A 23,435-nucleotide genomic window follows, 5' to 3' on the forward strand; every position below is an offset into this window, starting at 1 on the left:
TGGGAGCACAACAATGAACACCATAGGCCACCTGATCAACGGAAAAATGATCGCCGGCGGCGGGCGCCAACAGGACGTGATCAACCCGTCCACCAACGAGGTGATCGGCAGGGTTTCCCTGGCCAGTAAAGCCACCGTCGAGGAAGCCATCGCCGCGGCCGAGGCCGCCTACCCCGCCTGGCGCGACCTGCCGCCGATCAAGCGCGCGCGCATTATGTTCCGTTTCAAGGACCTGCTGGAGCAGAACGCGGACAAGATCTGCGAACTGATCACCCGCGAACACGGCAAGGTGCTGAACGATGCGCTGGGCGAGCTGCAGCGCGGTATTGAAAACGTCGAATACGCCTGCGGCGTGCCGGAACTGCTGAAAGGCGAGCACAGCAAAAACGTCGGCCCGGCCATCGACTCCTGGAGCGAGTTCCAGCCCCTGGGCGTGGTCGCCGGTATCACTCCATTCAACTTCCCGGCCATGGTGCCGCTGTGGATGTGGCCGATGGCCGTGGCCTGCGGCAACACCTTTATCCTGAAGCCATCCGAGCGCGATCCCAGCTCCGCGCTGTTTATCGCCGAACTGGGCCTGGAGGCGGGCATTCCGGCCGGTGTGCTGAACGTGGTCAACGGCGATAAGGAGGCCGTGGACACCCTGCTGACCGACAAGCGCATCCAGGCGGTCAGCTTCGTCGGCTCCACACCGATCGCGGAGTATGTCTACAAAACCGGCAACGCCAACGGCAAGCGGGTGCAGGCCTTCGGCGGCGCCAAGAACCACGCGATCATTATGCCGGACGCCGATCTGGACAACGCCGTCAGCGCACTGATGGGCGCCGCCTACGGCTCCTGCGGCGAGCGCTGCATGGCCATCTCCGTCGCCGTCGCCGTCGGCGATGACACCGCCGACGCGCTGATCGAAAAACTGAAGGAGCGTATCGCCGCATTGAAAGTCGGCGACGGCATGGACAACAGCAACGATATGGGCCCGGTGGTCACCCGCGCGCAACTGGAAAAAATCGAGGGCTATATCGCCAAGGGCATCGAGGAAGGCGCGGAGCTGGTGGTCGACGGCCGCGGCCTGAAGGTACCCGGCTTCGAGAACGGCAATTACCTGGGCGCCTGCCTGTTCGACAGAGTCAAGGAAGGCATGGTGATCCACTCGGAGGAAATCTTCGGCCCGGTACTCTGTGTGATGCGCGTGGACAATATGCAAGACGCCATGGATATCATCGACGCCCACGAGTACGGCAACGGCACCTGTATCTTCACCCGCGACGGCGAGGCCGCGCGCTACTTCGCCGATAATATCAAGGTCGGCATGGTCGGTATCAACGTGCCGCTGCCGGTACCGGTGGCCTACCACAGCTTCGGCGGCTGGAAACGCTCCCTGTTCGGCGACCTGCACGCCTACGGTCCAGACTCGGTGCGCTTCTACACCAAGCGCAAGACGATCACCCAGCGCTGGCCTGCCAGCGGCGTGCGCGAAGGGGCGCAGTTCACCTTCCCCAGCAACGGTTAATTCCAACCCGCTGCGGGAGCGGCCTCTGGCCGCTCCCACTCTTTAGGCAACCGGGAGCGATTCTGACTCGGTATCGGTCTGCGACGCCGCCGCGGGGGCGCTGACAGCCACCCTGTTCCGCCCCTGCTGCTTGGCGCGATACAGCGCCGCATCGGCGGCCTCGAACAGCTCCGTGGCCGCACAGAAGTTATCGCCCTCGAAGCTGGCCACGCCAATACTGATAGTCAGTGGCATATCGTTGGGCTCCAGCTCCTGCACTTTTTGCACCAGCCGCTGGGCGATCACGGCCGCCTGCTCTCCCCGGGTACGCGGCAGCAGTATCGCGAACTCCTCGCCCCCGTAACGGCAGGCCAGCACCGGCTTGCGCACCTGTTTCAGGATCAGCTGACCGATGGCGCGAATGGCGAGATCGCCCTGCCGGTGCCCGTAGCGGTCGTTGATCGCCTTGAAGTGATCCAGATCCATCACGAGCAAAGACAGCGGCGTGCCGGAGCGCGCGGCGAAATTGAATTCCCGCGGCAGCTGCTCGTCGAAATAGCGCCGGTTGTAGAGGCGCGACAGCTCGTCGACATAGCCGCGCTTACGGATTTCGTTGACCCGCGCACCGAGCGCGAAGGAAAGCAGGAGCATCTCAATCAGCGCCGCCGCCTGAAACGCATAGTGTGTGACGTTGTTGTGGGGCAGCAGCCCGAAGGTCTTGAGGACGTAGATAACCACGCTGGCAATCAGCGTGCTCCAACCCATCATAAAGAAGCGCGCCGAAACGGAGCCCCTGAGCAGGCTGACGGTACCCATGGCAAACAACAGCACGCAGAAGGTCAATACAAAAAGCGTGAGGGTCGTCACCATCAGCCGATAGCCGGCGAAGGGCGCAATGGCGGTCAGCGGTATCAGCACATATTGCAGGTAGCGCACCAGGCGGTCGATGCGCGGCGCCAGCAGCCGCCCCACGCAGATCTCGCGGGCAAATTGGGCGGCAAACAGCATAGACAGGCCGAGTAACACCAACAGGCTCTGATTGCCCAGCCAGGGATTGCCGGGCCAGATGAACTGAAATGAGATCCCGTTCAGGGTGCCAAAGTAGAGGCCGTAGCTGACGGCGTAGGCCATATAGTAGAGATAGGCCTTGTCCCGCACCGCCATAAACAGAAAAAGGTTGTAGAGCACCAGCACCAGGAAACCGCCATAGTAGATACCGAGCAGCAACTGCTCGACGTTCAGCCGCGGCAGGAAGGCGGTTCCGCTGCTGACGGACAGCCCGATATTGAGCGAGCCCTGGGTCTCATAGCGCAAATAATAGGTGCGCTCGCTCTGCGCGGGCAGGAGCACCGGGAAGACGAAATCCCGCAACGCCAGCGGGCGGCTGGCAAAGGGCAGGCGGTCGCCGGTGGCAACCTTGCGCCAACCGCCGTCTTTGTGCGGCGCCCAGAAATCCAGATAGTCGATCAGCGGGTAGTCCTGCCGTATTACCAGCGGCAGCGGCCTGTCGGTGGGGTTGCGCAGCGTGAAAGTGACCCAGTAGACGGAACGGGTGATACCGAAATTGGCCGATGATGCCGCGACGGGCGCAAACTGCCGCCGGTATTCGGGTTTCTGCACCTGAGTGAATGTCAGCGCCCCGCCCGGATCCTCCAGCAGGCGGAGGTGCCCGGTCAGCGGCGTCGGCGCCTGCCCCGCGGTGACGGGCAGCGGCTCCGCGCTGGCGCCGCCGGCCAGGTACAGGAGCAGTATCCCCCAGAGCGCAAACACACGTTCCATCGCAATCACCCGATCCGGTATTTGTCATTATTCTCGCGAGCGCCACGTCCGAGTGCGGCCCGCTTGGGACGATGGTAACACAGGCGCGGCGGAGCGCACCCCCGGGGCCGGACTCAGGCCCGTGTTACAGGTCGCGCTCCCGGCCGATATCGGCTTCGCTGAACTGCTTGTGGTGGCCGTCACAGAAGGGGCGGTTGCGGGTGTGCTTGCAGCAGCACAGCCAGAAGTCCCCGCTTTTCGGTACGGTGAATTTCAGCGGCTGAAGGCCCGTGTCTTTATGGCTGCCGTCGCAGAAGGGCTGGTTTGCGGAGCGGCCGCAGACGCAGAAGAAGTAGTTCTTCCCCGCTTCCAGGTGCACCCGCACCGGGCTGTTGTTGGCGACTATCGGTGACGTCATCGCATGCGCCGGGAAAAGAGGGCCCGTGGCCCACTGTGGCTAGAAGCCGTTTGTTGAAAAATATCGTCCGGGCTTTTTCAGCCCGGCGGTCAGAACTTGTAGCCGATCCCGAGATTGTATATCCAGGGATCGAACTCCACCTTGGTTCTCGCCGCGTGAATAGCGACGCCGGGGGCGAAGAGACTGGGAGCGGCGAAGTGGAGATCGGTGTCGACTTCCATATCCATATACTGCACCGCCAGATTAACCAGCCAGTTGCTGTCGCGCCCGAACACGACGTCGACCCCGAGCTGCGCGCCCCAGCCCCAGTCATCCTCCATAAACAGCTTGGCTCCACCCAGGGCACCGGCCACCTCGGCCAGATAGTCGTTGGCACTGACGCTGTAATTGACATTGTCGAAATCGGTATAGTGGCCGCCGACACCGACATAGGGCTGTACCCAGGACTCCTTGCACACCGGGAACCAGTTGACCATCAGGGTGCCGGTGCGTCGCTCGACGGATCCTGCGCGGATCTTGGTGACACCGAAGTCATCGATAAACGCGCTCTGCAGGCCGTTCAGATCCAAATCGTGCTCGGACTCGCCGATATACCCCAACTCCACCGAGAAATGGTCCGCCAGCATAAAGCCCAGGGTGATATTCCAGGTGGTGTCCCCGTCGAATTCGTAGCGAAGACCGTCGAAAAATGGGAACAGGCTGCGATCGTAGCGCCACTTGCCGGTATCGTCGTCGGGGTCGATATAGGAGGCGCCGATGCGAACCATGACGGTTCCGGCCTCATAGACGGCCGGCGGCGCTGCAGGCGGCGGTGGCTCGTATCCGCTGGGGCCGGCCGAGACGCCGACGGAAACGGCGGCGACAGAGACCGCCAGTGCCACGGGTGCCAGAATACGCGTCATTTCCATAACTCATCACTCCATTGATGGCGGATATATTCGGAGCAAATTTACCCGCTTCCCGGGAAGGTCCTATATTCCAGTCTAGACGCCACGACCCTCAACTGTAGAAAATTCGACCAATCCCGAAACGCCCCGTGGCACAAGTATTGTGCCGGCGGTATCTGTTGCGGAGCGAAGACAAGACGATTACCGCGGAATCCCACAGGTATTAAAAAAGGCGCCGAAGCGCCTTTTTCCCGATAACGGCTATCAGAACTTGTAGCCGATACCCAGATTCCAAATCCACGGATCCGGCTCCAGATCGGCTCGCACCGCATTTTCGAAGGTGCGGACACCACCGGTGTTGTTCAGCCCCCGGACCGGGTAAAGAAGGGACGAGCTGAAGTCGACATCGTGATACTGGACCGCGGCGTTCGCCAGCCAGTTGCTGTCGCGTCCGAACAGGATGTCGACACCGATCTGGCCAACCCAGCCCCAGGAATCCTTGATCGAGAAGCGGGCCGGGCCTATGGCATCGGCATATTCCTCCAGAAAATCGTTAAACCCCTGCTTCACATTGGTGCTGTCGAATTCCGTATAGCTGGTACCGACGCCGATATAGGGTTGCACCCAGGATTCCGGGCAGACCGGGAACCAGTTGAATGTCAACACACTGGTGGTTCTGTCCAGATTGCTGACCTTGAACTTGTCGGAGAAGGTCTCCCCCATAAAGGTTCTGTCGACCCGGACCTTGTGGTCGTGGTCGGTTTCACCCTGGTAGTTGAATTCGATGCCGAAGTGGTCGGCCGGCATAAACATCGCACTGAATTGCCAGGTCCACTCGTCGGACAGGTCGTAGTCGAAGCGGTCAAACTCGGGGAAAAACTGTGGGTTTATCAGTTTTCCGGAAGTGCTGTCCGGATCGAAATAGCCGCCACCGAGGCGTATCACCGTGGTCCCGGCATGGTACAGCGGTTTCGGTCCGGGGGGCGGCGGGGCATAACCGGAGGGTCCCGCCAGTGCCTGTTGCGCTCCTACCGCGGCCGAAACTGCGAGAGCCAGAGGTGTAAGAATGCGCGTCATTTTCATACGTGATAACTCCATTGATATTCGGCAAATTCAACAGCAATCCACCCAATCATTTTTCAGTCTAGACACGAAAAAACACCACAGTAGAAAAAACACCCGACCATTCCGCTTCCAATTAGAACTTTTGTGTAAAGTTGGCGCAGAAATTTTCGCCCTGTGGCCGACAGAAATTCCCTCACCGGTTGAGTCCGGCGCCGGGGCGAGGGATATAAAGCGGCGCCGTATTCAACCTGCCGCCCAACCGACGCAAACAAGAAAGGGCGCCGAAGCGCCCCGAAGAAAGGTTCTGACAAAGCGATCAGAAAGAGAACTTGTAACCCACCGACAGGTTGAATACCCAGGGGTTGTAGAGGTAGTCGCCGCCGTAGGCCTCCACTACGCGGTTGGGGCTTGACGAGCTGCTGTCCTCCAGGATTTGGAACTCAACATCCGTCTCCGAATCCAGGTAGATGGCCGCCACGTTCACCAGCCAGGCGCTGTCGTGGCCGAAATTCAGGTCGGCGCCGAGCTGCCAGGCGTAGCCCCAGGAATTACCCATGGAGAGCCGGCCTCTCAGACCGAATTCCCGCAGATCATCGCGGGCAACGCCGCGGAAGCTCTCGCCACTGAAATCCGTGTAGTTGATACCGACACCGACATACGGCTGGAACATGCAGGATGGATCCAGCGGATACCAGTTGGCCATGGCCGTGCTCATTTCCGGCGAGAACTTGGTCAGGTTGCGCAGCCGGACGTCATCGTCGAATCCGGAAATCGAGAGGAATCCCTTGCTGTCGCCACCGACATGGTCGTCGCCGTCGATATACATCAGCTCGAAGCCGAAATGATCCATCGGCTTCCAGACGCCGCTGATATTCCAGCCCCACTCATCGTCCGGATCCAGGGTCGAACGGAACCCATCGAAGAAGAAGTGGGATGAATCGGTAAACGTCACCCGATCCGCATTCGGGTGTATATAGGATGCACCCAGGCGGATAATAAATTCCTGCCTCTCGGGGGGCGGCGGGGGCGGAGCATAGCCGGCAGGTCCTGCAGAGGCCACGCTGGAAACTGCAAGTGCCAGCGGTGCCAGCGCGGGGATCAAAATACGCGTCATCTTCATTGGGGTAACTCCATTGATATTCAGCAGATTAAAACAGCAATCAGCCCAATCAATGATCAGTCTAGTCGTGTGAAAGCACCCCTGTAGAAAAAACGACCAAATTTTGACGCCAAAAAAGAACAATCCTGCAATTTAGGCGCGGAAGTATTTCTTGTGGCGGGGAACAGCAACCAATGTGCGCCAATCGAACGAGGTATTTCGCGCAGCTGGCGAGATGGACAGGAAGCCAAGGGGAGTGTTTACGCGCCGCGGCAGCCCGAAGAGAGACGCGACGCGGTGGTGGAACAACTCAGGAAGTGACAATCAGGCGCGAGAAAATACGTTACTTTTTTCCACCGCCGAGACACTCCGGACTCTGCGGCGCCGCCCCCTCCCACTCCTGCGGGCTGTAGGTGTGCAGCGCCAGCGCGTGTATAGGACCGGCCATCTCCTCCGCCAGCACCGCGTAAACCTTCTGGTGCCGCTGCACTTTGCGCAGCTCGGCAAAGGCGTCGCTGACCAGTACCACGCGAAAGTGCATTTCCGACCCGGGCGGCACATTGTGCATATGGCTCTCGCACTGCACCTCTATATGAAGGGGGGCAAATGCCGCTGTCAGTTTCTGTTCAATTTTTTGTGCAAGGGTCATCCAACACCTCGATTAGATTGTCTCTCGTGGTTCCCTAGGCAGTCGCAGCCGCCTTGCGCTTGCGCGCCTCGACGATGGTTTCATAGGCCACGGTGATGCTCTTCATCTGGTCTTCCGCATGGCGCATGAATTCCTCCGGCAGCCCCTTGGAGGCGATCTTGTCCGGGTGGAATTCCGCCGCCTTGCGCCGGTAGGCGAGCTTCAGATCGCGGTCGCTGGTTTCCGGCGTGCAATCGAGCACGGCATAGTGGTGCCTGAGGCTGTCCGCCGACGCCGGCGCGCGGCCATCGAACTCCCCCTGCATCGCCGTGAAAATCGACTCGTGCAGCCCCAGGTCGGCGGGGATGCGGCGCAATATCGCCTCTTCCGCCGCGTGCAATTCGCCATCCGCGTAGGCGACCGCAAACAGCAGGCGGTAAACCATCTCGCGCATGGCCTGGTTGCGCACCAGCTGCCGGTACTGCTGCGCATAGTCGTAGATGCTGTAGTTGTCGCTCTTGGCGTTCTGGAAGATCTTGATCGCCTGTGACCTGTCCTCGGCGCTGAGGCGCAGGTTGTTGCGCATAAAGTCCTCGATCAGCTGGACTTCGGCCCTGGACACCTGCCCGTCCGCCTTGGCCACCTTCGCCAGCATCGAGAACAGCGCAACGATAAAAACCGCCTGCGCCCCCTCGCGGTTCAGGCTCGCCGCCGCGTCGCCGACATGGCGCAAGCCGGAACCGACGGAGCCGCCGATCCAGGCCCCCAGGGCCGCGCCTATGGGGCCCCCAAACATCAAGCCGATACCGGCTCCAATACCCGCGCCCAACCAGGACATAAGTTCCCCTCCGAGCGCCGCTCCGCGCCCCTGCTGTGATAAAAAGCGCGCCTATCATAGCATGCGCACCGCCGCGCCCAGGTACTCCGACGAGCGGGGCCAGATTCCCGCGGCAGATCTCCGCCGCCGGTTCCCCGCGGATATACACGGACCACAATAGTGAGGGGCGTCCGGGGAAATAGTTCCCGCACCGCGGGGCTTCAGAGGGCCTGCGCCAGCCGGTCCAGCCAGCCACCGCCCCGCCAGACCAAAATCAGATTCTCGCTGCAGCAATAGGGGCAATCCACCACTTTCAGGCGCACCGCGCCTATCTCCTCGAGCAGCTCCTCGGGTAGGTAGGCCAGCATCTGGCCGCCCTGTACCAGGCTGCAGAGCACGCCGTAGTCGTTCACCACCACCGCAATCTTGCGCGGCAGCGCGTCCTCGCGCCAGCCGTCGCTGCCGATACCCCGCTCCTCGCCGCAGAAGGGGGAGATGCGCGGCGCGGCAAACGGATACTGCAATATCGTCTCCGCCGTCACCTCCACCGGCCGCGCCTTGCGCCCCGCGACCAGCGGGTGCGACGGCGCCGCCGCCACACGCATGGTGGTGGTGCCCAAGGCGCGCACCGACAGGTCTCCGGGAATCTGCGCCGCCACCGCATCGGTCACCAGGGCGAAATCCACTTCGCCGCGCAGCAGCATCCTGAGCGCCAGCGCCTCGTAGGCGGAGGTCATGGACAGGCGCGCATCGGCCCGCTGCTCCGCCAGCGCCCGCTGTATGCGCCGCGCCCATTCCAGCTGCAGCACCGCCGGCGCCGCCACACGGCACTCGGGCCCGCGGGCGAGGCCGCCGAACTCGGCGCGGGTCTGCCGGGCCATGGCGACGATTTCCGCGGCCCGTTGCTGCAGCCGGCGGCCCGCGTCGTTGAGGCGAATCTGCTTGCCGATACGGTCGAACAGTCGCGTGTCCAGCGCCGTCTCCAGGCGGCGCAGCGACTTGCTCAGGCCCCCGGCGGTGGTATCCAGGCGGTCGGCCGCGCGCTGCAGGTTCTCGGTGGCGGCGATCACCAGGAACTTCTCCAGATCATCTATTTCCATTTTGGAATTACATTCCTGCGACTCAGAATCGATTGGTCACCAATGTATGGCTAGAATTTCGCCATGACAAGATTGACCGATACACATGCTTCGGGAAAAGACATCCGCTTCAAGAAGGCGCTCTACCTGGAAACGCGGGACTCTCAGCAACCATGAGTAAGCGGCTGCTGGCCCTCCAGCATGAAAAACACGAGGGGCCCGGGTATATCGCCGACTGGGCCGCGGAGCGCAATATCGAATTGCTGATCGTCGATCCGCGGCGGGAAATACTCCCCGATGGAGGCTTCGACGGGCTGGTGATTCTCGGCGGCCTGATGGACGTGCGCGACCGCGGCAGGCTGCGGTGGCTCGCCTTGGAGATCGACTGGATCCGCCGCGCGATAAAGACCAATCTGCCGATTCTCGGCATCTGTCTCGGCTCGCAACTGCTGGCCCACGCGCTCGGAGCGGAAGTTATCGAAATGCCGGAGGAGGAACTCGGCTGGTTGCCGGTCACGCCGAAACAGAACTGGTCACTCGGCACCGGGCTTGTGTTCCACGCGCACAGGTATCGCTTTGCGATTCCCGCCGGCGCACAGTGCCTGGCGGAATCCAAACTCTGCCCGCACCAGGCGTTTTCATCCGGCGAGCGTATTCTCGGCCTGCAGTTTCACCTGGAGTGGACGCCGCAGGATATCGCGCGGCTGTTTCCGGAATACTACGCCCGTCACGGGTCGCCGGAAATCTTCCACCTGGCCAGCCGCCGCGCCCTGTTTCAACTGCTCGACAGGCATTTTCGCCCGCTGACCGGTGCGGAACCCCGCCGCCCGGCATCCTCCGCCCTGCTGCGTTTCGCCCAGAAGCTGCAGGGCTGATTCCGAATCTCTTCCGCGGCGCCGCTGCGCACCGGCGCCCCCCTTCCCGGCAGCCGCCCATCCATCCTGTGCCATACTTTTTTGACAGGGCGCTCCCCTGGCCCCTCCTGTCGTGAACTGAGCAGCTGGGAAGTAAAAGTTCATGGATGAGTCCCGCAAGCCCGCAAGCCGCCTCTATTCCCTCAAATTTCTGGTCGTCATCTCGGTCGCCGCGCTGCTGGCGATGACTGCGTATTATGCATCGGCCCGCTCCGCCGATCCGTCCCACTCTGAGGGCGATCCGCTTTCGCGACCGGAAGCGGAGGCCGCCGGCGGCGCGCACGGTGTCGCGCCGAACGGCCCCTGGTTGCCGCGGGTGGAGAAGATCCGCGGCACCCTGGAGGGCAACGGCAGCCCCCTGCGCGGCTACAGGGTTTTTCTTCTGGTCAGCTACGCCGGGCCACTGTCCATCGAGCATATCCTCGGGGCCTCGATCACCGACGCCGCCGGGGAATTCGAGATCCGCTTCAGGCTGCCGCGCAACCGGCAGCCGCGGCGCAACCCGGTTTACTTCATCATTGCGGAAAAACATCCGCGAATGCTCGCCGGCGCGGTCGGTTCCGGTTCAGAGATCCTGAAAAAGGTCGTCATCAACGAGCGTACCACCGTCGCCACCGGCACCGCCTTCGCCCAGTTTATCGACGGGCGCAAAATCCGCGGCAATACCCACGGCATGCTCAACGCGGTGAAGATGGCCGGCAATATGGCCAATCCCGAGAGCGGCGATATCGGCGAGGTGCTGGCGAGAAAACCGAACGGTTCAGAGACATCGACACTGGCCACCTTCAACGCCCTGGCCAACGTCGTCGCCGCCTGTATCGCCGATACCGACAACTGCCGCGCGCTGTTTGCGGCCACCGCCGGCGGCGGCCCCCGGCCGCGCAATGTCCTGCAGGCGGTGGCGAACATCGCCAAATTTCCGGCCTTCCCGAACTACCCGTCCAACGCCGACGACCCGCTGTTCCTACTCTCGCTCCTGTCGCCGATCTACCAGCCGGCCCTGACAGACAGACCCACCAACTGGCTGATATTCCTCAAATTCACCGGCGGATTTTTCTCGCGGCAGGACAGGTTCAACCTGATGAACGGCCCCGGCCATGTGGCCATCGACGGGCGTGGCTTCGGCTGGATCAACGACAACTATGAACCCAGGGCACCGGTGGAAACCGCCTGCACCGGCCTGCGCCTGCTGAAGTTCTTCCCCTGGGGGGAGAAATTTCCGGATACGCCCTACTTCGGCGGCGGGCTCAGCGGTGCGGGTTTCGGTATCTCTGTGGATCCCCACGGCCTGATCTGGGTCGGCAATTTCGGTTTCGAGTCACCGAACTGCGCGGATGGCACTGTACCGCCGGATCCGGCAAAGAAGATTCCGGCCACCCACAACAGCGTGTCGCTGTTCCTGCCGAACGGCCTGCCGCTGTCGCCGGAGAGCGGCTTCACCCGTGGCAATATCTCCTGGCCCCAGGCGACGCTGTCGGATCGCGACGGCAATATCTGGGTCGCCAACTGCGGCAACGACACTGTCACGGTGATTCCCAAAGGCAACCCGCTGCGCGCGCGCAATATCCCGCTGCCCGGCGGCATCGCCGGAGACGACAACGAAATCCCGCTGCTGAAACCCTTCGCGATCGCCATCGATCCCGAGGGGCGCGCCTGGGTCACCGGCAACCAGGCGCAGGAAATCTATATCGTCAGCGCCGACGGCAGTGTGGAAACCGTGGACTCCTCCGCAGTGGACCTGTCCTGGCCGATGGGTATCGCCGGCGACAGCCAGGGCAATATGTGGGTGTCGAGTTCCGACACGGTCAACATCGTCTGCAAGACCCCACTGGATTCACAGAGCGGCAAGATGCCGTCGCTGATCTTCTACCCGGCCGGCGGCGGCACACCGCAGCAGTTCACCAAGGTGGGCGGCCTGAGCGTTCCCTGGGGCAATGCGGTCGACGGCGACGACACCGTGTGGGTATTCAATTTTGGCCACACGCCGATGGAGGACGCGGAGGATGGCTTCCAGTGGCCGGATACCGGTATCTCCCGCTTCTGCGGCGTCGGCAAATGCCCGCCGGGGCATACATTCGGCGACGCCATTTCCCCGGCGACCGGCTACACCAGCGATGCGCTGGAGCGGATCACCGGCGGCGCCGTGGATCCGTCGGGGAATATCTGGCTGGTAAACAACTGGAGAAAGGACGGGCCGCTCTTCTTCCAGACCAACCCCGGCGCCAACTCTTTTGTGATTGTACCGGGCGCGGCCAAGCCGGTGAAAACGCCGCTGCTGGGGCCGCCGCGCTCCTTCGGCAAAGCACACCAGTCGGATCTGTAGGGGCGCCGGATGTAAGGGCCCTGCCACCGAACCTCCTAAATTCCCGGCATCCAACACAAAAAAGGCGAACACAAGGTTCGCCCCTACAAATCTGAATTCCGATAAATCCATCAGCCGCCCATGGCGCGCACCATGGTGATCATCACACCGGCCGCCACCGCCGATCCGATCACGCCGGCCACATTGGGGCCCATCGCGTGCATCAGCAGGAAGTTGTGCGGGTTGGCTTCCAGGCCGACCTTGTTGGATACCCGCGCCGCCATCGGCACCGCGGACACGCCGGCGGAACCGATCAGCGGGTTGATCTTGTGCTTGCTGACCAGGTTCAAAAGCTTCGCCATCAACACACCGGCGGCGGTGCCGATCGCGAAGGCGACGATACCCAGCGCCAGGATGCCGAGGGTCTTCGGATCCAGGAACTTGTCCGCGGCCAGTTTGGAGCCGACGGAAAGACCGAGGAAGATGGTGGTGATATTGATCAGCGCGTTCTGCGCCGTGTCGGACAGGCGCGCGACCACGCCGCACTCGCGCATCAGGTTGCCAAAGCAGAACATCCCCAACAGCGGTGCCGCGTCCGGCAGGAACAGCGCCACCAGGATCAGCAGCAGCAGCGGGAAGGTGATCTTCTCGCGTTTGCTCACATGGCGCAGCTGCACCATCTCGATCCTGCGCTCCGCCTCGGTGGTCAGCGCGCGCATGATCGGCGGCTGGATCAGCGGCACCAGGGCCATATAGGAATAGGCCGCCACCGCGATGGCACCGAGCAGATCCGGGGCCAGCAGGCTGGAGACGTAGATGGCCGTGGGGCCGTCGGCGCCGCCGATAATACCGATGGCGGCGGCGTCGGCGATGGAGAAGTCCATAATACCGGCCACGGAAAGCCCGACCGCGCCGAGCACCGTGGCGAAGATACCGAACTGCGCCGCCGCGCCCAGGAACAGGGTGCGCGGGTTGGCCAGCAGCGGACCGAAATCCGTCATGGCGCCGACGCCCATAAAGATCACCAGCGGCGCGACGCCGGAGGCGATGGCGACGGAATAGAAGTTGTACAGCATGCCGTTGCTGAAGCCGGCGTCCAGTGCGTACTGGGTGGCCTGGGTCTGTACCGCCGCCGGCGCATTGGCCAGGGCCTCCTTCAGCGCGTAGAGATCACTCGCGCTTTCCACCCCCAGAATCTGCGCCATCTGCGCCAGCACTACCGCATCGCCGGAAGCCAGCGCCGTCTCCGCCGCCGACAGCGCCAGGTCGGCGCCGGGAATATTGGCGAGGATGCCGCCGAAGCCGATGGGCACCAACAGCAGCGGCTCAAAGTTTTTGCGGATGGCCAGAAACAGCAACAGCAGGCCGACGACAATCATTGCGAACTGGCCCGACGCCATCTGGTAGGCGCCGGACGACTGCCAAAGATTGAGTAGATTATCCACTTGCGACTCCTGTTCTGGCCTTAGGCGATGGACAGCAGGGCATCGCCCACCGCCACGGAATCGCCCTCTTTGACGGCCACGCCGGTCACGCTGCCGGCGCGGGGCGCGCTGACGGCGGTCTCCATCTTCATCGCCTCGAGCACGACGATGGTCTGGCCCTCGGCCACCTGGTCGCCGGGCTTGACCATGACCTTGAAGATATTGCCGGCCAGCGGCGCCTTGACCGGCTCGCCGCCGCTGGCCGCCGGCGCGGCGCCCGCGGCGGACGGCGCTGCAGTCGGCGCGGCGGCGCCGGATACCGGCGTCACACTGGTGAGTTCGCCGCCGTCGGCGACGGTGACCGTGTAGCGCTTGCCCTCGACGGTGACCGTGTAGACCTCCTCGCCCTTGTCATTCCTGACCGCGCTGCCCTCGTTGCCGGTGGGCACCGGCTCGAAGGCATCCGGATTGCCGCGGTTCTTCAGGAACTTGAGGCCTATCTGCGGGAAGAGCGCATAGGTCAGCACATCGTCTATCTCGCGCTCGCCGCTCTCCAGCGCAATGTTTTCATCGCCGGCCTTCCGCTTCAGCTCCGCGGTCAGCTTGTCCAGCTCCGGCTCCAGCAGATCCGCCGGGCGACAGGTGACCGGCTCGGCACCGTCCAGCACGCGCGCCTGCAGCTCTTTGTTGACCTCCGCCGGCGTCGCGCCGTACTCGCCCTTCAGCACCGCGGCCGTCTCTTTGGAGATGGACTTGTAGCGCTCGCCGGTCAGTACGTTCAGCACCGCCTGGGTGCCGACGATCTGCGAGGTGGGCGTCACCAGCGGAATAAAGCCCAGGTCCTCGCGCACCCGCGGTATCTCCTCCAGCACTTCGTCCAGGCGGTCGCCGGCGCCCTGCTCGCGCAGCTGGTTTTCCATATTGGTCAACATGCCGCCGGGCACCTGGGCCACCAGGATGCGCGAGTCGACGCCCTTGAGTGAACCCTCGAACTTGGCGTACTTCTTGCGCACCTCGCGGAAGTAGGCCGCGATCTCCTCCAGCAGATGGATATCCAGGCCGGTATCCCGCTCGGTGCCCTCGAGGATCGCCACCAGCGCCTCGGTGGGGCTGTGGCCGTAGGTCATGGACATGGATGAGATGGCGGTGTCGACATTGTCGATACCCGCCTCGATACATTTCAGCGCGGTGGCGGTGGAGAGGCCGGTGGTCGCGTGGCACTGCATATGGATCGGGATATCCACCGCGGCCTTCAGGCGCTTGACCAGTTCATAGCCCTCGTAGGGGCGCAGCAGGCCGGCCATATCCTTGATCGCGATGGAGTCGGCACCCATATCCTCTATCTGGCGCCCCAGGTCCACCCACAGATCCATGGTGTGCACCGGGCTCACGGTGTAGGAGATGGTGCCCTGGGCGTGCTTGCCCTGCTTCTTCACCGCCTTCAGCGCCGTCTGCAGGTTGCGCATATCGTTCATCGCGTCGAATACGCGGAAGACGTCCACGCCGTTTTCCGCCGCGCGCTCGACGAATTTTTCCACCACGTCGTCGGCGTAGTGGCGGTAGCCGAGAATATTCTGGCCGCGGAACAGCATCTGCTGCGGCGTGTTCGGCATGGCCTTTTTCAGCTCGCGGATACGCTCCCAGGGATCCTCGCCGAGATAGCGGATACAGGCGTCGAAGGTGGCGCCGCCCCAGGATTCCAGGGACCAGAATCCGACCTTGTCGAGCTTTTCCGCAATCGGCAGCATGTCGTCCAGTCGCATACGGGTCGCAAACAGTGACTGGTGGGCGTCGCGCAGGACTACGTCGGTAATGCCCAGTGGGGATTTGTTAACTAAAGAGTTAACCTCAGTCATGGGTCGTCTCTCTCGGCAAATTGTTGGAGGTTATTCGGCGGTAACGGCGCCCGCTAGCGTCTTTTGCGATGCTGGTCGATGGCCGCTTTTATAATTGCGCGCAGGCGCTCATCGTCGCCGGATGCGGGAGCCGCCGGCTCCGCTTCGGGAAAATTGCGGGTAATAATACGGGACATGATGCCGGTGCCGATCACCAGCAGCAGCAGGAATGTGAAAACAATCCCCATGCCGAACAGCGTGATGTCCAGCCCCTGTTGAAGTAGCGAGTCTTGCACTGTTTATTCCCCTAATTATTCAGGCAATAAAACCGATCATCCTGAACGGTTTTATAAGCGCCCGCAATACGGCGGCGCCGATATACGCTTTTATAGCCGCTATCGCGCTGCAACCGGCCGGCGCCCTATTCGTCTCATTAATTTTCCATAACAGTTTGTTATAACAAATACCGGCGCCCAAAACGGACGCTATTATCAATACAAGTTCCCTTTAAAATCAAATACTTATTAGTTTCAGGCGCAACTGTAACCATCGCGATATCGCGGATATTCCGGCGCCGAAATCCACCGATTCGGCATCGGACCCGCCGCGCCTCCCCGCTGTATTCGCATCCCGATCACTTTTACACCACCGCTGGCGCAAACTGATAGAATACGCGCCCAGATTTCGGCACCGACCAGGATTAGATGACCGCACAGACAGATTCTTCCATTCCCAGGATTTACCAGGCCCCGATGGAGGGAGTGATAGATCACCATGTGCGCGCGCTGCTGTCCGCCATCGGCGGTGTGGATATCTGCGTCACCGAATTCGTGCGCGTCACCCACACCCGGCTGCCGCGCCGCGTCTTCACCCGCCTGTGCCCGGAACTGGAGACGGCGGCCGCCACCGCGAGCGGCACGCCGGTGCGCCTGCAGCTGCTGGGGGGCAACCCCGAGGCCATGGCCTGGAACGCGGCCAGGGCGGTGGAAGCGGGTGCCAAAGCTATCGACCTGAATTTCGGCTGTCCGGCCAAGTCGGTCAACAACAGTGACGGCGGCGCCTGCCTGCTGCAGAGCCCTCAGCGGGTGGAGGCCATCGTCGGCGCCGTGCGCCGGGCCCTGCCGGAGTCTGTTCCGGTTTCGGCGAAGATCCGCCTCGGCTATATGGACAGGTCCAGCTATATGGACAACGCCCGCGCCGCCGAGGCCGGCGGCGCGAGTGAGCTGGCGGTGCACGCGCGCTCCAAGGCGGACGGCTACCGGCCGCCGGCCTACTGGGAATATATCGGCGAGATACGCGAGCGGCTGTCGATCCCGGTGATCGCCAACGGCGATATCTGGACCACGGACGCGTTTGAGCGCTGCCGCGAGGTGACCGGCTGCAGCGCCTTTATGTTCGGCCGCAGCCTGCTGGCGCGCCCGGACCTGGGACTGCAGATCAAGGCGCTCTGCGCCGGGCGCGACTATACGCCGATGCACTGGCGGCAGATTGTCGCGCTGCTGTGGGACTACTACCTGACCACCCGCGAGGCCTACCCGCCCAAATACCTGGGCAACCGTATCAAGCAGTGGCTGGCCTACCTGAAGCTGGCCTTTCCGGAGGCGCAGACCTTCTTCGAGCGCATCAAAAGACTGCGGGAGGCGGAACTGATCGAAGCGGCGTTTGCGCGGGAACTGGCGACGGAAACGCCGGAAACCGAAGCGGCCTGATTCAACGGACGGACCTTCGCCACCAACGCCCCTCCTATACTGATCGGACAGCCATTTGCCTTTTGCAGGCTGTTGAAAAACAGCCTGCCAGTCCGGGCCAGGGACGGCCCGGCCGCAAATCAAGCGCGCAAGTGCTTGATTTGTCGCGGAGGGTTTGCGGACATGCGCCGCAAACTGGGGAAAAAGGCCGGGATGGCCTTTTTCAACAACCTGTAAGTGCGGCTATGCCATGCCTGTCCACAACAGCGAAATCGCCGACAAGTTCGACCGCCTGGCGGACCTGCTGGAAATCGAGGACGCCAACCCCTTTCGCGTACGCGCCTACCGCAACGCCGCGCGCACGGTGCGCGGTTATCCGCGCAGCATGTCCGATCTGCTGGACGACGGCGCGGACCTGACCGAACTGCCGGATATCGGCGACGACCTGGCAAAGAAGATCCAGACCCTGGTGGAGACCGGCGAACTGCCACTGCTGGAGGAGGTGGAGGCGCGCACGCCGCCCGCGCTCAGTGAACTGATGAAGATCGAGGGCCTGGGCCCCAAGCGGGTCCGCGCCCTCTACCTGGAACTCAATATCGAGACACTGGACGACCTGAAGCGAGCCGCGGAGCGTGGCAAAATTCACGAGATCGCCGGCTTCGGCGACAAGAGCGAGGAAAAAATCAAAAAACGTCTGGAAAAATTCTCCGGGGCAAAACCGCGCACCCAATTGATCGAGGCAGAGGATATCGCCAGACCGCTGCTCGAGTATCTGAAGAAGGCCGAGGGCCTCAAGGACATAGTGATCGCCGGCAGCTACCGGCGGCGCAGGGAGACGGTGGGCGACCTGGATATATTGATCACCGCCAAAGGCAGCCACAGCGGCAATAAGCACAGCGCCGCGATTATGGACCACTTTACCGGCTACGACGAGGTGGAGGAAGTGGTCTCCAAGGGGGTGACCCGCTCCACCGTCTACCTGCGCTCGGGCATGCAGGTGGACCTGCGCGTAGTCCCCCAGGCCAGCTTCGGCGCCGCGCAACACTACTTCACCGGCTCCAAAGCGCACAATATCGCAGTGCGCCAAATGGGGGTCAAGAGCGGCTACAAGATCAACGAGTACGGGGTATTCAAGGGCGAAGAGCGCATCGCCGGCAGGACGGAGAAATCCGTCTACGACACTGTGGGTCTGCCCTATATAGAGCCGGAACTGCGGGAAAACCGCGGCGAGCTGGAAGCCGCCAGAAACGGCAAGCTGCCGAAGCTGATCACCCTGGGCGATATTCGCGGCGACCTGCACGCCCACACCAAGGCCAGCGACGGCCACAACTCCCTGAAGGAAATGGCCCGGGCGGCCGCGGCGCTGGGTTACGAATATCTGGCCATTACCGAGCACTCGGAAAGCCTGACCATCGCCTCTGGCCTGGATAAAAAACACCTGCTGGAACACATCCGGAAAATAGACAAATTGAACGAGCGGCTGGACGATATCCTGCTGCTCAAATCCAGCGAGGTGGATATCCTGGAAGACGGCTCGCTCGATTATCCCGACGATCTGCTCAAAGAACTGGATTTCACCGTCTGCGCGATTCATCAGAAGTTCGACCTGTCGAGCAAGAGGCAGACAGAGCGGATACTGCGCGCGATGGACAACCCCTACTTCAATATCCTCGCCCACCCCAGCGGCCGCCTGATCAACAGGCGGGATCCCTACGAAGCGGATCTGGAAAAAATCCTTGAGGCGGCGCAAGAGCGCGGCTGTTTTATGGAGCTGAACGCCCAGCCCCGGCGGCTGGACCTGACCGACGAGGGCTGTATGCTGGCGCGGGAACTCGGGGTAAAGATCTCCATCGCCACCGACGCACACAGCGCCGCCGACCTGCAGAACATGCGCTGGGGCATAGACCAGGCGCGGCGCGGCTGGCTGGAAAAGAAGGACGTGATCAACTGCCTGCCGCTGAAAAAATTATTGGGGCTTCTCAAAAGAAACTAAAGCGGAGGCGGGCCGCTACTCTTCCCCGCCGTGGATAATCTGCTGTATCTCCGCCGCCTCCAGCGTCTCCTTCTCCAGCAGCGCCCCGGCCAGTGCATCCAGTTTGTCGCGATGCTGTTCGAGCAGCGCCCGGACCTCCTTTTCGATACCGCGGATCAGCTCGACGATCTCCTCGTCGATAATCTCCGCCGTGTGCTCGCTGAAATCCTTCTGTTGCGCCATTTCGCGGCCGAGGAAAATATGCTCCTCGCCGCGGCGGAAGGCCACCGGGCCGAGCTTGTCGCTCATACCCCACTGGCTGACCATATGCCGCGCCAGGCGCGTGGCCTGTTTCAGGTCCTCCTCGGCACCGGAGCTGACCTCGTTGAACACCACCTGCTCCGACACCCGCCCGCCGAGCATCACGCCGATACGGTCGCGCAGGTAGCTTTCGCGCAAACTGTGGTGCTCCTCCTCCGGGATCTGCTCTGTGGCACCGAGACTGCGCCCGCGCGGGATGATCGTGGCCTTGTCCAGCGGGTCCGCGTTGGGCAGCAGACTCGCCGCCAGCGCGTGCCCCGCCTCGTGGTAGGCGATGATTTTCTTGTCCTCGTCGCTGATCGCCATCTCGCGCTCGCTGCCCAGCACCACCTTGTCCCGCGCCAGCAACAGACAGGCCATATCCACCGCCGGCTTGTCCTCGCGCCCGGCGAGCAGCGCCGCCTCGTTGATCAGGTTTTCCAGATCGGCGCCGGCGAAGCCGACCGTCAGTGCCGCCAGGCGCTCGAAATCCACATCGTCCGCCAGCGGCACCTCGCGCGAGTGGATCTCCAGTATCGCCCTGCGGGCGTTTTTGTCCGGCAGGTCCAACACTATCTTGCGGTCGAAGCGCCCCGGGCGCAGCAGCGCCGCGTCCAGCACATCGGGGCGGTTGGTGGCGGCCACCACCACCACCGTCTCGTGGGGATCGAAGCCGTCCATCTCGCCGAGGATCTGGTTCAGGGTCTGTTCGCGCTCGTCGTGACCGCCGCCGAGGCCGGTGCCGCGGGCGCGGCCGACGGAATCTATCTCGTCGATAAAGATGATCGACGGCGCCTCCTTCTTGGCGCTGGCGAACATATCCCGCACCCGGGAGGCACCGACACCGACGAACATCTCGATAAATTCCGAGCCGCTGATACTGAAGAAAGGCACATCGCTCTCGCCCGCCAGCGCCTTGGCCAGCAGCGTCTTGCCCGTGCCCGGCGGCCCCATCAGCAATATGCCCTTGGGCACCTTGGCCCCCAGCCTGCGGTAGTGCTCGGGATTCTTCAGATAGCCGGCGATCTCCTGCAGGTCGCGCTTGGCGTTGGCCAGCCCGGCCACGTCGTCGAAGGTCACCTGCGACTCGCCGCGCTCGAAGCGCTTGGCGCGGGAGCGCCCGAAGCCGAAGGCGCCGCCTCCGCCGACGCCGCCCATGCGCTCCTGCATGCGCCGCCCGGCCCAGATAAACAGGCCGATAATCAGTATCCACGGCAGTACGCCGATCAGCACCCGCGTCCACAGGTCCGCCTGCTGCGGCTCGGCCCTGATCTCCACCTGCTTCTCTTCCAGCAGCGGCATCAGTTCCGGATCCTCCACCGGCGGCAGTATCGTGACGAAGCGGTCGGCGCGCGGGTCGCCGGAGACTATCTGCTCCTCCCGGGTCCTGTCGTAGGTTCCGGAGATACGGTCGCCGTGCAGCACCACGCTGGCCACCTGGCCGCTGCGCACCTTTTCCTTGAATTCGGTATAGGAGAGGGTCTGCCGCTGCTGGTCCTGCAGCACGCCGGACCAGTACTGGGCAATCAGGAATACGAGGAATATCCAGATCAGGTACTGGCCCCAGCCGAGTGAAGGCGACGGCCGCTGCGGCCGAGGCAGCTGCGGCCCCTCGTCGTCTGGTTTTTTGTCTTCGCCCTGCTCGTCTGCCATAAGTGTTCACTGTGCCATTGGCGGGAGGCAGCCGTGGGGCGAAGCGCGCAACCGCCCCCCAACCGCAAACCGACTGGGACCAGTATAGTTTCCCGGGTGTGCGTACTAAACGGAGAGCAAGCGCTGCATCATCCAGAAGGCGCCGAGGGAGCCCACCGCGTAGGCGGGCAATAACTGCACCGGTCGCGGCCAGCGCAGCCTCAAGGCACTCAGGCCTCGGGCCAGCAGCAACACGACGGCCACGAAGGCCAACTGGCCGAACTCCACGCCGATGTTGAACGACACAAGCGCGAGGGGAACCGCTGCCGGCGGCAGGCCCGCGGCGGAGAGGGCGCCGGCGAAGCCGAGGCCGTGCAGCAGGCCGAAGGCGAAGGCCGCGACCCAGGGGTGGCGGATGGTGAAGCTGGTGCCGCCGCGGCGGGCGCGGAGGACCTCGAGGCCGAGGAAGAAGATCGACAGCGCGATGGCGGCCTCAATGGGGGGCGCCGGCAGCTGCACATAGCCGAGGGTTGCCGCCGCCAGGGTAATACTGTGGGCGATGGTAAAAGCGGTAACGGTTTTCACCAGCATCCAGCGCCGGCGCACGAGCAGCAGCAGGCCAAACACGAACAGCAGGTGATCCGGCCCGGAAAGTATGTGCGCGAACCCCTGCCGGAGAAAATCGGAGAAGGTGGCCCAGCCGCCGCTCGCCGCCGCGACTTCCACCCAGGGCTGTGAAGGCCTGGCGACCACCATCCAACTGCGGCCGTCGAGCAGGTGAACCCGCACCACCACATCGGTAATACTCAGCTGCAGGCCGGCGAATTCGATGCGCGCGCCGTCGAGGCCCGCGGGGCCGGCGTCGATCCAGCGGCGCTCCAGCAGGGAGTCGCTCAATTCCTGCACCACCGGCTCGCGCAGGTTGCGCACGCGCTCGGGAAAGCGCGGTACCACCAACAGACGCCGCCCCGCCAACACCGGCGTGCGCCACAGCACCGCGTAGCGTCCGGTCGCCGTTTCGCGGATCTCCATATAGGCCGGGCGCGATTCGTGCGCTTGTGCGACTGGAATAGCCGCAAGCAAAACCAACAGGCCGGTGAGCAGCCAGCGGGCGGAGCGACAGAATCGGCTCATGGCGGCGCTCCGCCACCTTGCGTAAGCGCGTCCGTATCGGAAGGCGCAGACGCCGACACCGTATCGCTATTGGGCGGCGCTGGCAGCAGCACCGTGTATTTGGCCCGCATTTCCCGATAGGCCTTCGCCCAGGCCGCTTCCTTCTGAGCGCCGAGCCAGGCGGTCTTTACATCCGGTTCCACCTCCTCAAAGGCCGGCACCCGGCCCGGGATGAGGGAGTCGACGTAGACGAGGTGCCAGCCATAGCCGGACTCAAGCGGTCCCTGCCAGGAGCCGGGCGCAAGCTTGGGGACGGCCACTGCGAACTCCGGCCCGAAGTCCTTGGCCAGCGACTCCGACGTCCGCTCCGCGTAATAATCCTGGAACATGAAACGATCGGCGAGTGATTCGGTGAGCTCTGAGTCCTCGGGCTGGCCAGCCAGTTCGGCGAGGGCCTGCGCCGCGTCGTCGCGTACGCGCGCCCCCCGGCGATCCGGAGAAAAGTACAGATGTCGAAAGCTTACCCGGCTCGGCAGCGCAAACTTGTCGCTATTCTTTGCGTACCAGGTCTTCAGTTCTTCGGTGGTGGGCTCGCGGGCAGCGGCCACGTCCTCCGCCAGGAACTGCATCTTCTGCGCCATGCGACGCTTCACTATCTCGTCATTCTTGTCGAGACCCATCGCCAGCGCCTCGCGGTAGAGGACCTCCTGGCGGATCTTGAACTCCACCAGCTGGGAAAACTCCTCGGGGGTCGGCTGGCGGCGCCACTGCGCGTTGAATAGCAGGTCGAGCTGGCGCAGCTCGTCGAGCGTCAGCACGATCTGGTAAGGCGACTCATCCCCATCGCCGGAATTCAGATAATCGTAGCCGGCGAACAGCGCGGCACCGAGCACCAGGAAGTGCACCAGGGGCTCCCGCAGCAGGCGCCGCGCAGATCGCAGCAAGAACGGGTCACGGCCGGGGCCGCCCGCCCCCACCACAGGCTCCGTCTCGGCGTTCATCCGCTTCCGTGTGT

The 23,435-nt window shown here is 63.0% G+C and carries 19 protein-coding genes; 5 read left to right on the forward strand and 14 right to left on the reverse strand.

Translation table 11 applies throughout. The annotated features are described in order from the left end of the window. The first annotated feature begins 13 nt into the window (after positions 1-13). A complete protein-coding gene (locus ACXAF3_RS07655) occupies positions 14-1,510 on the forward strand; it encodes a CoA-acylating methylmalonate-semialdehyde dehydrogenase (RefSeq protein WP_475111702.1) in 1,497 nt (498 codons plus the stop codon). Positions 1,511-1,552: 42 nt separating this feature from the next. On the opposite strand, the gene ACXAF3_RS07660 is transcribed toward ACXAF3_RS07655, so the two are convergent. The 8 genes from ACXAF3_RS07660 to ACXAF3_RS07695 all read right to left on the reverse strand — a co-directional run bounded on the left by ACXAF3_RS07660 (position 1,553) and on the right by ACXAF3_RS07695 (position 9,261). After that, a complete protein-coding gene (locus ACXAF3_RS07660) occupies positions 1,553-3,268 on the reverse strand; it encodes a diguanylate cyclase (protein ID WP_475111703.1) in 1,716 nt (571 codons plus the stop codon). 124 nt (positions 3,269-3,392) lie between these two features. Next, positions 3,393-3,665 carry a CDGSH iron-sulfur domain-containing protein gene (locus ACXAF3_RS07665; protein WP_475111704.1) on the reverse strand — a complete coding sequence of 91 codons (273 nt, stop codon included), beginning with the start codon at positions 3,663-3,665 and terminating at the stop codon, positions 3,393-3,395. An 89-nt stretch (positions 3,666-3,754) separates the two neighbouring features. Continuing rightward, positions 3,755-4,573 carry an OmpW/AlkL family protein gene (locus tag ACXAF3_RS07670; protein ID WP_475111705.1) on the reverse strand — a complete coding sequence of 273 codons (819 nt, stop codon included), beginning with the start codon at positions 4,571-4,573 and terminating at the stop codon, positions 3,755-3,757. 243 nt (positions 4,574-4,816) lie between these two features. Further along, on the reverse strand, positions 4,817-5,497 hold the full coding sequence (locus tag ACXAF3_RS07675; protein ID WP_475111706.1) for an OmpW/AlkL family protein: 681 nt from the start codon (positions 5,495-5,497) through the stop codon (positions 4,817-4,819). 436 nt (positions 5,498-5,933) lie between these two features. Then, positions 5,934-6,737, reverse strand: a complete 804-nt coding sequence (locus ACXAF3_RS07680) for an OmpW/AlkL family protein (RefSeq protein ID WP_475111707.1) — start codon at positions 6,735-6,737, stop codon at positions 5,934-5,936. A 322-nt stretch (positions 6,738-7,059) separates the two neighbouring features. After that, on the reverse strand, positions 7,060-7,365 hold the full coding sequence (locus ACXAF3_RS07685; protein ID WP_475111708.1) for a BolA family protein: 306 nt from the start codon (positions 7,363-7,365) through the stop codon (positions 7,060-7,062). Positions 7,366-7,399: 34 nt separating this feature from the next. Continuing rightward, entirely contained in the window at positions 7,400-8,182 is a 783-nt protein-coding gene (gene djlA, locus ACXAF3_RS07690) for a co-chaperone DjlA (RefSeq protein WP_475111709.1), read from the reverse strand. Positions 8,183-8,382: 200 nt separating this feature from the next. Next, entirely contained in the window at positions 8,383-9,261 is an 879-nt protein-coding gene (locus ACXAF3_RS07695; RefSeq protein ID WP_475111710.1) for a LysR family transcriptional regulator, read from the reverse strand. 152 nt (positions 9,262-9,413) lie between these two features. Here ACXAF3_RS07695 and ACXAF3_RS07700 point away from each other — a divergent pair, with 152 nt between their 5' ends. Next, the gene (locus ACXAF3_RS07700; RefSeq protein ID WP_475111711.1) at positions 9,414-10,115 is read left to right on the forward strand and encodes a type 1 glutamine amidotransferase; all 702 of its coding nucleotides are present in this window, start codon (positions 9,414-9,416) and stop codon (positions 10,113-10,115) included. A gap of 142 nt (positions 10,116-10,257) precedes the next feature. Further along, positions 10,258-12,477: a hypothetical protein gene (locus tag ACXAF3_RS07705; RefSeq protein WP_475111712.1), complete on the forward strand. Its 2,220-nt coding sequence runs from the start codon at positions 10,258-10,260 to the stop codon at positions 12,475-12,477. A gap of 110 nt (positions 12,478-12,587) precedes the next feature. Here the strand turns inward: ACXAF3_RS07705 and ACXAF3_RS07710 are convergent, their stop codons facing one another. From ACXAF3_RS07710 to ACXAF3_RS07720, 3 genes are read right to left on the reverse strand one after another with little or no spacing between them, the layout of a single operon-like run. After that, entirely contained in the window at positions 12,588-13,901 is a 1,314-nt protein-coding gene (locus ACXAF3_RS07710) for a sodium ion-translocating decarboxylase subunit beta (RefSeq protein WP_475111713.1), read from the reverse strand. Between the two features lie 20 nt (positions 13,902-13,921). Further along, complete coding sequence (gene oadA / locus ACXAF3_RS07715; protein WP_475111714.1) at positions 13,922-15,736, reverse strand: sodium-extruding oxaloacetate decarboxylase subunit alpha; 1,815 nt, start codon at positions 15,734-15,736, stop codon at positions 13,922-13,924. A gap of 53 nt (positions 15,737-15,789) precedes the next feature. Next, complete coding sequence (locus ACXAF3_RS07720) at positions 15,790-16,011, reverse strand: OadG family protein (RefSeq protein ID WP_475111715.1); 222 nt, start codon at positions 16,009-16,011, stop codon at positions 15,790-15,792. Between the two features lie 408 nt (positions 16,012-16,419). On the opposite strand from ACXAF3_RS07720, the gene ACXAF3_RS07725 reads away from it, so the two are divergent. Then, positions 16,420-17,424, forward strand: a complete 1,005-nt coding sequence (locus tag ACXAF3_RS07725) for a tRNA dihydrouridine synthase (RefSeq protein ID WP_475111716.1) — start codon at positions 16,420-16,422, stop codon at positions 17,422-17,424. A 229-nt stretch (positions 17,425-17,653) separates the two neighbouring features. Continuing rightward, positions 17,654-19,396, forward strand: coding sequence for a DNA polymerase/3'-5' exonuclease PolX (polX, locus tag ACXAF3_RS07730; protein WP_475111717.1), 1,743 nt, complete (start codon positions 17,654-17,656; stop codon positions 19,394-19,396). Positions 19,397-19,411: 15 nt separating this feature from the next. On the opposite strand, the gene ftsH is transcribed toward polX, so the two are convergent. The 3 genes from ftsH to ACXAF3_RS07745 form a co-directional block, all read right to left on the reverse strand. Further along, complete coding sequence (gene ftsH / locus ACXAF3_RS07735; protein ID WP_475111718.1) at positions 19,412-21,328, reverse strand: ATP-dependent zinc metalloprotease FtsH; 1,917 nt, start codon at positions 21,326-21,328, stop codon at positions 19,412-19,414. A gap of 105 nt (positions 21,329-21,433) precedes the next feature. Further along, positions 21,434-22,441, reverse strand: a complete 1,008-nt coding sequence (locus ACXAF3_RS07740) for a HupE/UreJ family protein (RefSeq protein WP_475111719.1) — start codon at positions 22,439-22,441, stop codon at positions 21,434-21,436. Then, positions 22,438-23,421 carry a peptidyl-prolyl cis-trans isomerase gene (locus tag ACXAF3_RS07745; RefSeq protein ID WP_475111720.1) on the reverse strand — a complete coding sequence of 328 codons (984 nt, stop codon included), beginning with the start codon at positions 23,419-23,421 and terminating at the stop codon, positions 22,438-22,440. The genes ACXAF3_RS07740 and ACXAF3_RS07745 overlap by 4 nt, the downstream gene beginning before the upstream one ends. Positions 23,422-23,435 lie beyond the last annotated feature (14 nt).

This window comes from Microbulbifer sp. ABF4_143, from assembly GCF_056160225.1.